The 12196-nt window shown below is 68.4% G+C and carries 12 protein-coding genes and 1 tRNA gene; 9 read left to right on the top strand and 4 right to left on the bottom strand.

Features of this window, described 5'->3' with window-relative positions:
- Window positions 1-231 precede the first annotated feature (231 nt).
- The 9 genes from rpmI (at window position 232) to E2F46_RS06420 (ending at window position 6916) form a co-directional block, all read left to right on the top strand.
- The gene (gene rpmI / locus E2F46_RS06460) at window positions 232-435 is read left to right on the top strand and encodes a 50S ribosomal protein L35 (RefSeq protein ID WP_100322122.1); all 204 of its coding nucleotides are present in this window, start codon (window positions 232-234) and stop codon (window positions 433-435) included.
- A 13-nt stretch (window positions 436-448) separates the two neighbouring features.
- The gene (gene rplT / locus E2F46_RS06455) at window positions 449-808 is read left to right on the top strand and encodes a 50S ribosomal protein L20 (protein ID WP_133321267.1); all 360 of its coding nucleotides are present in this window, start codon (window positions 449-451) and stop codon (window positions 806-808) included.
- A 133-nt stretch (window positions 809-941) separates the two neighbouring features.
- A complete protein-coding gene (gene pheS / locus E2F46_RS06450) occupies window positions 942-1937 on the top strand; it encodes a phenylalanine--tRNA ligase subunit alpha (protein ID WP_133321266.1) in 996 nt (331 codons plus the stop codon).
- 135 nt (window positions 1938-2072) lie between these two features.
- Window positions 2073-4460 (top strand): phenylalanine--tRNA ligase subunit beta, encoded by a 2388-nt coding sequence (gene pheT / locus E2F46_RS06445; RefSeq protein ID WP_133321265.1) that lies wholly within the window; start codon window positions 2073-2075, stop codon window positions 4458-4460.
- 22 nt (window positions 4461-4482) lie between these two features.
- Window positions 4483-4794, top strand: coding sequence for an integration host factor subunit alpha (locus tag E2F46_RS06440; RefSeq protein ID WP_133321264.1), 312 nt, complete (start codon window positions 4483-4485; stop codon window positions 4792-4794).
- Window positions 4787-5143 (top strand): MerR family transcriptional regulator, encoded by a 357-nt coding sequence (locus E2F46_RS06435; protein WP_133321263.1) that lies wholly within the window; start codon window positions 4787-4789, stop codon window positions 5141-5143. Before E2F46_RS06440 ends, E2F46_RS06435 begins: the two co-directional genes overlap by 8 nt.
- Before the next feature lie 81 nt (window positions 5144-5224).
- Window positions 5225-5301 (top strand) — tRNA-Pro (locus E2F46_RS06430).
- A 74-nt stretch (window positions 5302-5375) separates the two neighbouring features.
- Window positions 5376-5858 (top strand): cupin domain-containing protein, encoded by a 483-nt coding sequence (locus tag E2F46_RS06425; protein ID WP_133321262.1) that lies wholly within the window; start codon window positions 5376-5378, stop codon window positions 5856-5858.
- Between the two features lie 8 nt (window positions 5859-5866).
- Window positions 5867-6916, top strand: coding sequence for a TraB/GumN family protein (locus E2F46_RS06420; protein WP_133321261.1), 1050 nt, complete (start codon window positions 5867-5869; stop codon window positions 6914-6916).
- Here E2F46_RS06420 and E2F46_RS06415 read toward each other — a convergent pair.
- The 4 genes from E2F46_RS06415 to E2F46_RS06400 form a co-directional block, all read right to left on the bottom strand.
- Entirely contained in the window at window positions 6895-8007 is a 1113-nt protein-coding gene (locus tag E2F46_RS06415) for a diguanylate cyclase (RefSeq protein ID WP_207949532.1), read from the bottom strand. The two genes, E2F46_RS06420 and E2F46_RS06415, sit on opposite strands and share 22 nt — an antisense overlap.
- 161 nt (window positions 8008-8168) lie before the next feature.
- Window positions 8169-10085: a 1-deoxy-D-xylulose-5-phosphate synthase gene (gene dxs, locus E2F46_RS06410; RefSeq protein ID WP_133321259.1), complete on the bottom strand. Its 1917-nt coding sequence runs from the start codon at window positions 10083-10085 to the stop codon at window positions 8169-8171.
- A gap of 55 nt (window positions 10086-10140) precedes the next feature.
- Window positions 10141-11253 carry a hypothetical protein gene (locus E2F46_RS06405; RefSeq protein WP_133321258.1) on the bottom strand — a complete coding sequence of 371 codons (1113 nt, stop codon included), beginning with the start codon at window positions 11251-11253 and terminating at the stop codon, window positions 10141-10143.
- Between the two features lie 226 nt (window positions 11254-11479).
- Window positions 11480-12157: an HNH endonuclease gene (locus E2F46_RS06400; protein WP_133321257.1), complete on the bottom strand. Its 678-nt coding sequence runs from the start codon at window positions 12155-12157 to the stop codon at window positions 11480-11482.
- Between the last annotated feature and the right edge of the window lie 39 nt (window positions 12158-12196).

Below are 12196 nucleotides of genomic sequence, written 5' to 3'. Positions count from 1 at the left end.
AGCGGCGCCCGGCCCCGACTTCCACCGAACCCGCTGAATTGCAAGCAAAACCCCAGGCAGGCATAATGGCCGGCCCGGTTCGCCGGGTTGCTGTGTGCAACACCTTTGGACCTGCCCTGTTTCCCGCGTGGATCAGTGGCTTACAAACCGGCCAGGCAGGATGGAAAGAGCGATCGCAACGATGCGACGCCGCCCGGGCCAGTACTCGAAACGACCCCAAGGACCAACCCAATGTCGAAGATCAAGATCAAGACGCATCGGGGCGCGGCCAAACGCTTCCGGAAGACTGCTTCCGGCAAGTACAAGGCAGGCCACGCCAACCGCAGCCACATCCTCACCAAGAAGGCGACCAAGCGGAAGCGCAACCTCCGGCAGACGAACCATGTTCGTGCCGAGGACGCGGGCCGTCTGGACCGCATGCTGCCGTATCTCTGAGGAGGGCTGAACAATGGCACGAGTCAAACGTGGTGTGCAGGCACGCCGCCGTCACAAGAAAGTCATCGGCCGCGCGAAGGGCTATTACAACGCCCGCCGCAAGGTTTTCCGCGTCGCCAAGCAGGCGGTCATCAAGGCGGGTCAGTACGCCTACATCGGCCGCAAGCAGAAGAAGCGCAATTTCCGTTCGCTGTGGATCACGCGCATCAATGCCGCGGCCCGCATCAACGGCATGAGCTACAGCCGCTTCATGAACGGCCTGCTCAAGGCCGGCATCACCCTCGACCGCAAGGTGCTGGCGGACATCGCCGTGCATGATGCGGCCGGGTTTGCCGCGCTGGCCGAGAAGGCGAAGGGCGCGCTCACGGCGTAATGCACGTCCCTCCGCGGCATCCGCTGGTGCGGGCGCCGATCGCGGCAGGGGACAAGGCGGTACACGCATGGGGAAGGGCGCAAGTCCTTCCCCATTGCTTTTTCTGGAAGGCGGAACCGGGAATGGATCGGGCATGAGCGACATCGAATCACTGTCGACGCAGGCGTTGGCGGACATCGCAGCGGCCTCGACCACCGATGCACTGGAGGCGCTGCGCGTGTCGCTGCTCGGCAAGAGCGGCCGCATCACCGCGCAGCTGAAGTCGCTGGGCGCGCTGCCCGCCGACCAGCGCAAGGCCGCGGGCGAGGCGATCAACCGTGCCCGAGACGCGTTGGCCCAGGCCCTGTCTGCGCGCAAGATCGCGCTGGAAGACGCCGAGCTCGACGCGCGGCTGGCGTCGGAAGCCATCGACGTCACCTTGCCCGGCCGCGACGCCGACCGCGGCGGCGTGCATCCGGTCACCCGCACCATGCAGCGCATGGCCGACATTTTCGGCCGCCTCGGCTACGACCTGGCCGATGGCCCGGAGATCGAGGACGACTGGCACAACTTCGAGGCGCTGAACTTCCCGCCGCACCATCCTGCGCGCGCGATGCACGACACCTTTTATTTCGGTGATGGCCGGCTGTTGCGCACGCATACCTCCGGCGTGCAGGTACGCTACATGGGCACCCACAAGCCACCGCTGCGCATGATCGCGCTGGGCAAGGTGTACCGCAGCGACAGCGACCAGACCCATTCACCGATGTTCCACCAGTGCGAAGGCCTGCTGGTGGACGAGCACTCCACCTTCGCCGACCTCAAGGGCACGTTGGTCGAGTTCGTGCGCGCGTTCTTCGAGCGCGACTTCGAGATGCGCTTCCGTCCCAGCTATTTCCCGTTCGTCGAGCCCGGCGCCGAGGTCGACATCGCATGGCAGCGCCCCGATGGCACGACGCGCTGGCTGGAGGTGCTGGGCTGCGGCATGGTGCACCCGAACGTGCTCAAGGCCGTGGGCATCGATCCCGAGCGTTACACCGGCTTCGCCTTCGGCATGGGTGTGGAGCGACTGGCGATGCTGCGCTACGGCGTCGAAGACCTGCGCGCATTCTTCGACAACGATTTGAGGTTCCTGAAGCAGTTTGCGTAGGGCGGGCCTTGGCTCGCCGGCTTTCCGGATCGCCGGGGCATCGCCGCAACGCTAGGTGCCTGCTTTCGTCCGGGTGACACGGCAAACGAATTTTCGCAATGGCAGGCCAAGGCCCGCCCTACGGATCAACGAACGATGAAGTTCTCCGAAAACTGGCTTCGCCAACACGTGCCCACCGATGCCACGCGTGAGCGACTGGTCGAGGTGCTGACCGCGATCGGCCTTGAGGTCGAGGACGTGGCGGTGCTGGGTGAATCGCTGGACGGCGTGGTCGTGGCGCGCATCGTCTCGGCCGAAAAGCATCCCGAAGCCGACCGCCTGCAGGTCTGCCAGGTCGATGCGGGCGGCACGACGCTGCAGATCGTCTGCGGCGCGCCCAACGCACGCGCGGGCCTGGTGGCGCCGCTGGCGACCATCGGCACGCAGGTCGGTGAGCTCACCATCAAGGCCGCGAAGCTGCGTGGCGTCGAATCGAACGGCATGCTCTGCTCCGCCAGGGAGCTCGGCATCGATGCCGATGCCTCCGGCCTGCTGGAACTGCCCGACGACGCGCCGGTCGGCACGCCGCTGGCCGACTACCTCGGCCTGCCCGACGCCAGCATCGAGATCAAGCTCACGCCCAACCGCGCCGACTGCTTCAGCGTGCGTGGCGTTGCCTTCGACGTGGCGGCGGCGACCGGCTGCGACGTGGCCCCGTTCGATGCCACGCCGATGCCGGCGCTTGGCGACGCGCAGCTGCAGGTCACGCTGGATGCCGGCGCCGATGCGCCACGCTACGTCGGCCGCGTGGTCGAGGGCGTCGACGCCACGGTGCCTACGCCGGTGTGGATGGCCGAGCGCCTGCGTCGCGGCGGCATCCGCCCGGTCAGTTTCCTGGTGGACGTGACCCAGTACGTGATGCTGGACCTTGGCCAGCCCATGCACGCGTTCGACCGCGACCTGCTGACCGGCCCCATTGGCGTGCGTCGCGCGCGCAAGGGTGAGGCGCTGAAACTGCTGGATGGTCGCGACGTGGTGCTGGACGACGGCTTCCTCGCGATCACCGACGCCGACCGCGTGGTCGCGTTGGCCGGCGTGATGGGTGGTTTCGACACCCGCGTCACCGACGCGACACGCAACATCTTCCTCGAAGCCGCGCATTTTGCGCCGGCTGCCATCATTGGCCGCAGCCGCAAGCTGGGCATGCATACCGACGCCGCGCACCGGTTCGAGCGTGGCGTCGATCCGGAATTGCCGCGCACCGCCATCGACGTCGCGACCCGGTTGATCGTGGAGATCGCCGGTGGCGCGCCCGGGCCGGTGACCGAAGCGGTGCTGGCCGAGTACCTGCCGGCACCCGCGACCATCGTGCTGCGTCGCGCGCGGTTGGCGCGCGTGCTCGGGTTGCAGGTGCCCGATGCCGAGGTCGAGCGCATCCTGCGCGCGCTGGGCCTGGCGGTGGATGCGCATGCCGAGGGTTGGCAGGTGGTGCCACCGGCGCGACGCTTCGATCTTGCGATCGAGGAAGACCTGATCGAGGAAGTCGCGCGCATCCATGGGTACGACGCCATCCCGACCACGCTGCCGGGCGGCGCGTCGCGGATCGCTGCGCCCAGTGAAACCCGCGTGGGCGAGGACGCACTGGGCGCACAACTGGTGGCGCGCGGCTACCATGAGGCGGTCAACTTCGCCTTCGTCGATGCGAAGGCACTCGACCGCTGGTCGGCATCCGCAGGCAGCGTGCCGCTGGCCAATCCGCTCAGCGCGGAACTGGGCGTGATGCGCACGCAGCTGCTACCCGGTCTGGTCGATGCGCTGGGCCGCAATGCCGCGCGCCAGCAGTCGCGTGTTCGCCTGTTCGAGACCGGCAAGGTGTTCCATGCCGCCGCGGCCGGCGAAGCGCCGGTGGAGACATTGCGCATCGCTGCGGCGGCCATCGGCGACGCCCGCGCCGAACAGTGGGGCGGTGCGGCGCGCCCGGTCGATTTCCATGACCTCAAGGGCGACCTGGAAAGCCTCGCGGCCAGCGTCGGCGCAAGGCTCGAGTTCCGCCCGTCGCAGGCGCCGCACGGGCACCCCGGGCGTTCGGCCGACGTGTATCGCGTCGATGAAGCAGGCAAGGGAGCGCGCATCGGCTGGATCGGCGAACTGCACCCGCGGCTGCGTCGCGCGCTTGACCTCGATGCGACGGCGGTTGCCTTCGAGGTCGACGTGGCACCGCTGCAAGTCCGCGCGCTGCCGCGCGTGTCAGCGCTGTCGCGCTTCCCGTCCGTCCGCCGCGACCTCGCGTTCGTCGTGCCGGAAGACGCGCCTTGGGGTGCGATCGAGGCCACTATCCGCACGGCTGCGGGGCCGTTGCTGGCAGGTTTGACGCTGTTCGACCGTTATGTCGGCAAGGGGGTCGAATCCGGCTTCAAGAGTCTCGCCATGGGCTTGATTCTGCAGGAGGATTCACGCACTCTGACCGACCGCGAAGTGGATGAGGTGGTGGCGCGGGTGGTCGACGCGCTGCGTGACGGCCATGCCGCCGCGATGAGGGGTTGAAGGACGTGTCCAGGGGAGCCCGATGGCGTTGACCAAGGCGGAAATGGCCGAAAAGCTGTACGAGGAAGTCGGCCTGAACAAGCGCGAGGCGAAGGAATTCGTCGATGCCTTCTTCGATGTGCTGCGCGAAGCCCTGCACCAGGGCCGCCAGGTGAAGCTGTCGGGTTTCGGCAACTTCGACCTGCGCCGCAAGAACGAACGCCCGGGGCGCAACCCCAAGACCGGCGAGGAGATCCCGATCTCCGCGCGCACGGTGGTGACGTTCCGTCCCGGCCAGAAGCTGAAGGAGCGGGTCGAGGCCTACACCGGCGCCACGGGGGCCGCGCATGCTTGACCCCGGCAGCAACCGCGAGCTTCCGCCGATCCCGGCCAAGCGCTACTTCACCATCGGCGAAGTCAGCGAGCTGTGCGACGTGAAGCCGCACGTGCTGCGTTACTGGGAGACCGAGTTCCCCAGCCTCAGCCCGGTCAAGCGCCGCGGCAACCGCCGCTACTACCAGCGCCACGACGTGCTGATGGTGCGCCAGATCCGCGGCCTGTTGTACGAGCAGGGTTACACCATCGGCGGTGCCCGCCTGCGCCTGGAGGGCGAGGGCGCCAAGCAGGAGTCCGCGATGAGCGCCCAGATCGTGCGCCAGGTGCGGATGGAACTCGAGGAAATCCTGCACCTGCTCAAGCGCTGAACCCGTTCGGCCGCTGCGGCTCCAGCGTCCAGCGCACCGGGCGGCGACAACGGCCCGGGACGGTTATAATCCGCACCCATCCGGGGTATAGCGCAGCCTGGTAGCGCACTTGTCTGGGGGACAAGTGGTCGTCGGTTCAAATCCGGCTACCCCGACCAATTCGCGAAGGCCCGCCGCAAGGCGGGCTTTTTCGTTGGGCCGCGATTGGGCCATCCACCGCTACAGTGCGCCGATGCCGACCGCGGACGCACAGCGACTCATCGATGCCCTTGCGCTGGCACCGCATCCCGAAGGCGGGCACTTCCGGCGTTTCCATGAAGCCGCGATCCAAGTCGAGCACAACGGCATCCGACGTCCCGCGATGACTGCGATCCACTACCTGCTGGAGCCGGGCGGGCGTAGCCAGTGGCATCGCGTGGATGCCGACGAAGCCTGGCACTGGCAGCAGGGCGACGCGCTGGAACTCATGCAGTTCGACGTCGTTGCGGAAGCCGTGACCTGTACGCGCCTCGGCCCAGGCAGCGACGATGCGCGGATGTGCGTAGTGCCGGCCGGGACCTGGCAATCCGCGCATGCGCCGGGCGGCCATGCGCTGGTGGCGTGTGTCGTCGCGCCTGGATTCGCCTGGCCCGGTTTCGAGCTGCTTGATCCCGTGCAGGCGCCCGCTGCGCTGCGTGCCTGCCTTGCAACCCCTGCTTGCCCCTCCTCCGATTGAGTCCGTCCATGCCCAAGACCTGGCTGCTGTGCCTGTTGCTGTCGTCCGCGCTGTCGATCACGAACGCACGTGCGCAGGAAATCGCCACCGACGCCTGGGACGATGCGCAAGCCGCGGAGGACGCTGACGACGGCGGCGAAGTGCGCGACCTCGGCATCTATGTCGTGTCCGGCGCGCAACCCGGGCCCGGGCTGTGGAAGGTGCGACACGGTGAGCACACGCTTTACCTGCTGGGCACGGTGTCGCCACTGCCGCGCGGCATGGAGTGGCGATCGGACGAAGTGGCGGCGGTGCTCGATGAAGCCGACGTGGTGCTGGGACAGCCCGGGATCACCGTGGGCAGCAACATCGGCCGCCTGCGCGGCCTGACACTGCTGCCGTCGGCCATGCGCGCCACCAACAATCCCGGTGGTGAAACCCTGCAAGACGTGCTGCCTGCCGACGTGTACGCGCGCTGGACCTCGCTGAAAGCGGTCCATATCGGGCGCGATGCCGGCATCGAACGCAAGCGGCCGATGTTCGCGGCGATGCGCCTCTACCAGCGCGCGGTGCGTGGTGCCGGCCTGCGCGATGGCGGCGTGGTGTCGCCCGTGGTGGAAGCCGCGCTCAAGCGCCGCAGGATGCGCATCACCCCGACGATGCTGCAGGTCAGCATCGACGACCCCCGCGGCGCGCTGGCCGACTTCCGCGAGGAGGCGCTGAAGCCGGAAGACATCGAGTGCTTCAGCCGCACCATGGACATCGTCGAGCGCGAACTGCCGGAAATGGCGGCGCGTGCCAATGCCTGGGCGGTGGGCGACATCGCGGCGTTGCAATCCATGCCGCTGGAAAGCCAGTACCGCGCCTGCCTGTCGGCCTGGAGCGGCAGCGAGGTGGCGCGCAAGCGCGGTTTCACCGACATCGACCGCCGTGTGCGCGAGCGCTGGCTGGCGGTGGCCGAACCCGCCCTGCGCGAGCATCGCGTGGTCTTCGGCACGGTTTCGGTGGCGGAACTGCTGCGTCCGGGCGGGTACCTGGAACAGCTTGCCGCCAAGGGCTACGAGGTAGAGGCGCCCTGAGCCTGGTCCTGGTCGCGTCCGTCCGCGATCGCCTCGATGCGGTCGCGCCCGGCGCGCTTGGCGCGATACAGCGCGGCATCCGCGGTTTCGATCCACTGTTCCAGGGTGGCGTGCCGGCGGTCGGCTTCCGCGATGCCGATGCTGATCGTCACCTGCGACTGTGGCGCACCCGACAGCACGATGGCGCGGACCTCGCGCAGGATGTCGTCGGCCAGCGCCTTGGCCGCTCCCGCGCGGGTCGCGGGCAGCACGACGCCGAACTCGTCACCGCCATAGCGACCGGCATTGTCGTCGTCGCGCACGTGCGTGCGGATGGCGCCCGCCACCGCGCGCAGGACTTCGTCGCCGACGGCGTGGCCGTGGCGGTCGTTGGCGATCTTGAAATGGTCGACATCCAGCATCATCAGCGTGGCTGGCTCGCCGTCGGCGTGGTGGCGCTGCAGGGTCTGCGCCGCCAGGCGCTGCCAGTGCCGGCGCACGTGCATCCCGGTCAACAGGTCGATGCGGCTGATCCGGTCGAGCAGCTGGTTCTTTTCCTGCACCTTGCTCACCAGGCGGTTGCTGCCGATGCTCACCGCGATGGTGTGGATCAGCAGCATCGGCAGCGAGGCCAGCAGCACCACGGTGCTGGTATGCGGCTGGAAGGCGAAGCCGGTCGAAACCGCGCCGATGGCGACACCGATCGCGAACGTGGGCAGCGACCATAGCCAGAGGCGCGGGATCGCCGTGCTGATCTTGTCCACCGTGACGAGGGTGAACAGCAGCACGCTGGGCAACAGGTTGAACTGCATCAGCCCGACCCACAGCCCGGCGATGGCGGAGTCGAGCAGCAGGTTGTGCACTTCGGCCCGATAGGGCGATGCGCTCTGCCGCGCGCGGAGCAGCGCGAGGTGGGGCCACGCCAGGCAGGTGAGCGCCCACATCAGCCAGGTGGCAGTCGAGGCGCCGTTCTCCAGCAGCACGCCGCCAATGCAGATGGCCGCCAAGCCCATGCCGAGCAGGCGGAAACGGAAGATGCGTCCGGGAAGTCGGTCGAGTCCGGCCGTGGCGTCCTGCGTGCGGCCGCTTGTCGCTGCGGTCGTGGATTGCACGCGGGTCCCCCCTGTGTGCGGCAGTGGTGTCGGCCCTCCGCCGACGGTCGCTGGCGATGATATGCGAAGCCGTGGCCCAAGGCAGGCGACGCCCATTCAGTCCGATTCAGCTCGCTCCAGGGTGGCCGCGCGTGCCAGTCCGGCGTACGGCTTTGCTGCAGTCAGCCAGCGATGGAACGAATGCCCGTTGCCACCTCGCTACCCAACGCAGGCCAGCGCCGCAACAGCGATGCGCGGATGCCGGCGTTGTCCAGACCGGCCTCGGACAGCAGGTCCTCGCGACTGGCGTGGCGCTGGAAGGCGTCGGGTAGACCGAGGTGCAGCAGGGGTACGGTGACGCCCTCGGCGTTGAGCAGTTCGGCCACGGCCGAACCCGCGCCGCCGGCGACCACATTGTCCTCCAGCGTGGCGAAGCCGTCGTGGGAGGCGGCCAATTCCAGCAGCAGGGTGCGGTCGAGCGGCTTGATGAAGCGCATGTTGACCACGGTCAGGCCCAATTCCGCGCCCACCTGTTCGGCCACGGTCACCAATGCGCCGAAAGCGAGCAAGGCGATACGTGCACCGCGCCTGCGCATCTCCGCCTTGCCGAGGGGCAGCATGTCGAGCGCGCTGCCGACTGCGGCGCCGGGGCCGCTGCCGCGCGGGTAGCGCACGGCGGCGGGGCCTTCGTGGCGGAAGCCGGTGGTCAGCATCTGCCTGCACTCGCGTTCGTCGGCGGGCGCCATCACCACCATGTTCGGCACGCAGCGCAGGAAGCTCAGGTCGAGATTGCCGGCATGGGTGGCGCCGTCCGGTCCGACCACGCCGCCGCGATCGATCGCGAACAGCACGTCCAGCTTCTGCGTGGCCACGTCGTGCACCAGTTGGTCGTAGCCGCGCTGCAGGAAGGTGGAGTAGATCGCGACGACGGGTTTCGCGCCTTCGCAGGCCATGCCCGCGGCCAGCGTGACCGCGTGCTGCTCGGCGATGGCCACGTCGAAGTAGCGTTCGGGGTATTCCTTGCTGAAGCGCACCAGGCCCGAGCCTTCGCGCATCGCCGGGGTGATGCCGAGCAGGCGGTCGTCGGCTGCTGCCATGTCGCACAGCCAGTCGCCGAACACGTCGGTGTAGGTCGGCTTCTTCGCGCCCGGCTTCGACACCAGGCCCTTGTCGGGATCGAACGGCGACACCGCGTGGTAGCCGATCTGGTCGCCCTCGGCCAGTTCGTAGCCCTTGCCCTTGGTGGTGATGACGTGCAGCAGCTGTGGGCCCTTGAGGGTCTTGAGCGTCTTCAACGCGCCAACCAGCGCCTTGACGTCGTGGCCGTCGATCGGGCCGGTGTAGTGGAAGCCCATTTCCTCGAACAGCGTGGATGGCACGAACATGCCTTTCCAGTGCTCTTCCCAGCGGCGCACGAAACGCGCGGGACCACTGCTGCGCTTGTCGCCGAGCAGTTTCTTGCCGCCCTCGCGCAATGCGTTGAGGGTCTGGCTGCTGGTCATGCGGCCGAGCATGCGGGTCACGCCGCCGACCGCCTCGCTGATCGACATGCGGTTGTCGTTGAGGATGACCAGCAGGTTCGGCTCGTCGTCCATGCCGCCGGCATGGTTGAGCGCTTCGTAGGCCATGCCGGCGGTCATCGCGCCGTCGCCGATCACCGCCACCACCTTGCGGTCGTTGCCCACGCGCGCATTGGCGATCGCCATGCCCAGTGCCGCCGAGATCGACGTCGAGGAATGACCGACGCCGAAGGTGTCGAACTCGCTTTCCTCGCGCTTCGGGAACGGCGCCACGCCGCCCGCCTGCTTGACCGTATGGATGCTGTCGCGGCGGCCGGTCAGGATCTTGTGCGGGTAGCTCTGGTGGCCCACGTCCCAGACGATGCGGTCTTCGGGCGTGTCGTAGATCCAGTGCAGCACGGTGGTCAGTTCCACCACGCCCAGGCCGGCACCGAAATGACCGCCGGACTTGCCCACCGATTCGATCAGGTAGGCGCGCAGCTCGTCGGCGATGGCGGGCAGCTCGGACTCGTCGAAACCGCGCAGGTCGGCGGGAGAGTCGACCCGCGACAGGCGCGGATAGCGGGTGGCATCGATCATGCCCGCCATTGTAATCCCGGCAGCCGTGACGGCCGCGGAATCCGGTCACCCGGTACTACTTTCCGCGCAGTCGGCCGAATAGCCCGCCGGGCTTCGGGGGCTCGGTGGGCTCGGGGGGCGCTTCCGGCACGAACTCGGCGAAGCCGGTGGACAGGTTGGCGTTCACGAAGTCGGCCACGTCCTCGACCGGCACGCCGCTGGCCGCGGCAATCTCGGCCAGCGTGGCAGGCCCCCGCATCATCGCGGTGGAGATGCGGAAATGGCGCGGATACTCGCGCTCGGTCTGCGGGAACCGGCTCAGGCGGTAACGGCCCTCCGGGTCAAGCCCGGGCAGCAGTTTGCCCTTGCCTGCCATCAGTCCGCCCAGCCACAGCAGGCGCGACAGTGACTGCACGGCGCCGGCGGTCGCGGATTCGCGATCCCAGTCGTCATTGCCAACCTGCTCGAAATCGTGCAGCGATACCGGGCCATCGAAGTACCCGGCCAGCGGCTTCAGCGTGGCCGGACCGTGATATTGCCCGGCAGCGGTGTCGATCAGCAGGATGGGGCCGGACGGACGGCGGTAGCGCACGCGGCCGGGCAACAGGCCGGGGGCCAGCCAGTCGGCCAGCGTGCGGTCGCGCGGTGGCTCGGGCGGCGGCGGTTCAGGCGCGGGTGCAGGCGGCTCGGGTTCCGGCGCAGGTGAGGGGGGCGGTGGCGGGGCTTCCACTGCGACAGGCCTCGCCGGTGTTTCGATCAACGCGGGCGCAGCCTCCACCGCAGGCGGCATGTCGGTTTCGGCCGCGACCATCGGGGCCGGGGACTCGGCCGCAGGCGCCGCGCTGGCAGCAGGCGATGCTGCCGGCTGCGTGAGGTCGACCCCGGCCTTCGCCGATATCTCGGTCAGCAGCGCCGCGGCCGAAGCTTCGTCGAACGGACGACCCAGGCGAAAGTCGGTCTGGGCGCGTGGCGCCGACGTCAGGCCGACGATCTTCTTGCCCGCCGCGTGCAGGCGCAGCCAGCTCATCGGGCCGTACATGCTGTCCATGTCGACGACGATGTGCTCGGCTTCGCTCTCCGGCACCAGGCGCCAGTGGCTGTTGAGGCTTTCGTTGGCGGCCATCAGGGCCGACTTCAGTGCCGCTTCCGTGGCGGGATCCATCCCGGTCAATCCGATCGTCAGGGACATCGCAGGCTCGGGTGTCGTCGAATCGCCGGAGTGTAACCCCGCTCGCACCTTGTCGACAGGCCGCATGGACATGGCTGCGTGCCGGCAACTGCGATGGCGCCATCCCGGCGCATTGGCGCATTGTGGTCGCCCGGCATGGCGACTGCAGGACATGCCGGGCGCATCGCGGCATGTGCGCATGCCGCGACATGCGATGCCGGCTACGAAGGCCGTCGCGTCGCGGAGGTCAGTGCCTGCCGCGGGGATTGCGCTTGGGCAGGTGCGACTTCAGGAACGCCATCTGGTCGGCGAGGATGTTGCGGTTGCTCAGGATCAGGTGCTCGATCCAGCTGGGGCGATACGGTACGGCCAGCAGCGGCATCGATGCCTGTTGCGGCGTGCGCCCTCCCTTGCGGGAATTGCACTGGAAGCACGCGGCCACCACGTTTTCCCAGTGGTCGCGTCCGCCCTGCGAGAGCGGCTTGACGTGGTCGCGGGTGAGCATCTGCCGGCTGTAGCCGCGCCCGCAGTACAGGCACAGGTGCTGGTCGCGCGCGAACAGTGCGGCGTTGGTCAGCGCCGGCGTGGGGTCGAGCGCGCCGGGGCGCACATGGCCGCGCGCGGCGATGATCGGATGCAGCTCAAGCGTGCTCTGCAGGCCGGTGATGCGGTTGGTGCCGCCATGCACGTTGAGGCAAGGGTCGCCCAAGGTCCATGCCACAGCGCCGCGCGCGTACAGGCAGGCGGCATCCTGCCAGCTGATCCAGTTCAGGGCGCGGCCATGCGCATCCAGCGACAGCAGGCGCACGGCATCGAGTCGGGCGGGCAGCGCCTGCGGGATCTTTTCTGGCGGGGAGACGACGTCGGCCGGAATCCCGTGGGCTCCGGATCGGACCAGGCGAAGCTTCGCTCTGTCGGTCTCCATCGGGGTCCGAGCATACCCCGATTCGATGACGGTTGTGCA

Source organism: Luteimonas aestuarii, from assembly GCF_004357985.1.
Classification (GTDB): domain Bacteria; phylum Pseudomonadota; class Gammaproteobacteria; order Xanthomonadales; family Xanthomonadaceae; genus Luteimonas; species Luteimonas aestuarii.
The sequence above is the reverse complement of the archived record's forward strand: the minus strand, read 5'-3'. Positions and strand labels throughout refer to the sequence as shown.

Excerpts from the sequence above, each read along its gene's own strand:
- pheT (WP_133321265.1), top strand. The coding sequence starts at position 2,073 with ATGAAGTTCTCCGAAAACTGGCTTCGCCAACACGTGCCCACCGATGCC.
- E2F46_RS06435 (WP_133321263.1), top strand. The coding sequence starts at position 4,787 with ATGCTTGACCCCGGCAGCAACCGCGAGCTTCCGCCGATCCCGGCCAAG.
- rplT (WP_133321267.1), top strand. The coding sequence starts at position 449 with ATGGCACGAGTCAAACGTGGTGTGCAGGCACGCCGCCGTCACAAGAAA.
- dxs (WP_133321259.1), bottom strand. The coding sequence starts at position 10,085 with ATGATCGATGCCACCCGCTATCCGCGCCTGTCGCGGGTCGACTCTCCC.
- E2F46_RS06425 (WP_133321262.1), top strand. The coding sequence starts at position 5,376 with ATGCCGACCGCGGACGCACAGCGACTCATCGATGCCCTTGCGCTGGCA.
- pheS (WP_133321266.1), top strand. The coding sequence starts at position 942 with ATGAGCGACATCGAATCACTGTCGACGCAGGCGTTGGCGGACATCGCA.
- E2F46_RS06405 (WP_133321258.1), bottom strand. The coding sequence starts at position 11,253 with ATGTCCCTGACGATCGGATTGACCGGGATGGATCCCGCCACGGAAGCG.
- E2F46_RS06440 (WP_133321264.1), top strand. The coding sequence starts at position 4,483 with ATGGCGTTGACCAAGGCGGAAATGGCCGAAAAGCTGTACGAGGAAGTC.
- E2F46_RS06420 (WP_133321261.1), top strand. The coding sequence starts at position 5,867 with ATGCCCAAGACCTGGCTGCTGTGCCTGTTGCTGTCGTCCGCGCTGTCG.
- rpmI (WP_100322122.1), top strand. The coding sequence starts at position 232 with ATGTCGAAGATCAAGATCAAGACGCATCGGGGCGCGGCCAAACGCTTC.
- E2F46_RS06400 (WP_133321257.1), bottom strand. The coding sequence starts at position 12,157 with ATGGAGACCGACAGAGCGAAGCTTCGCCTGGTCCGATCCGGAGCCCAC.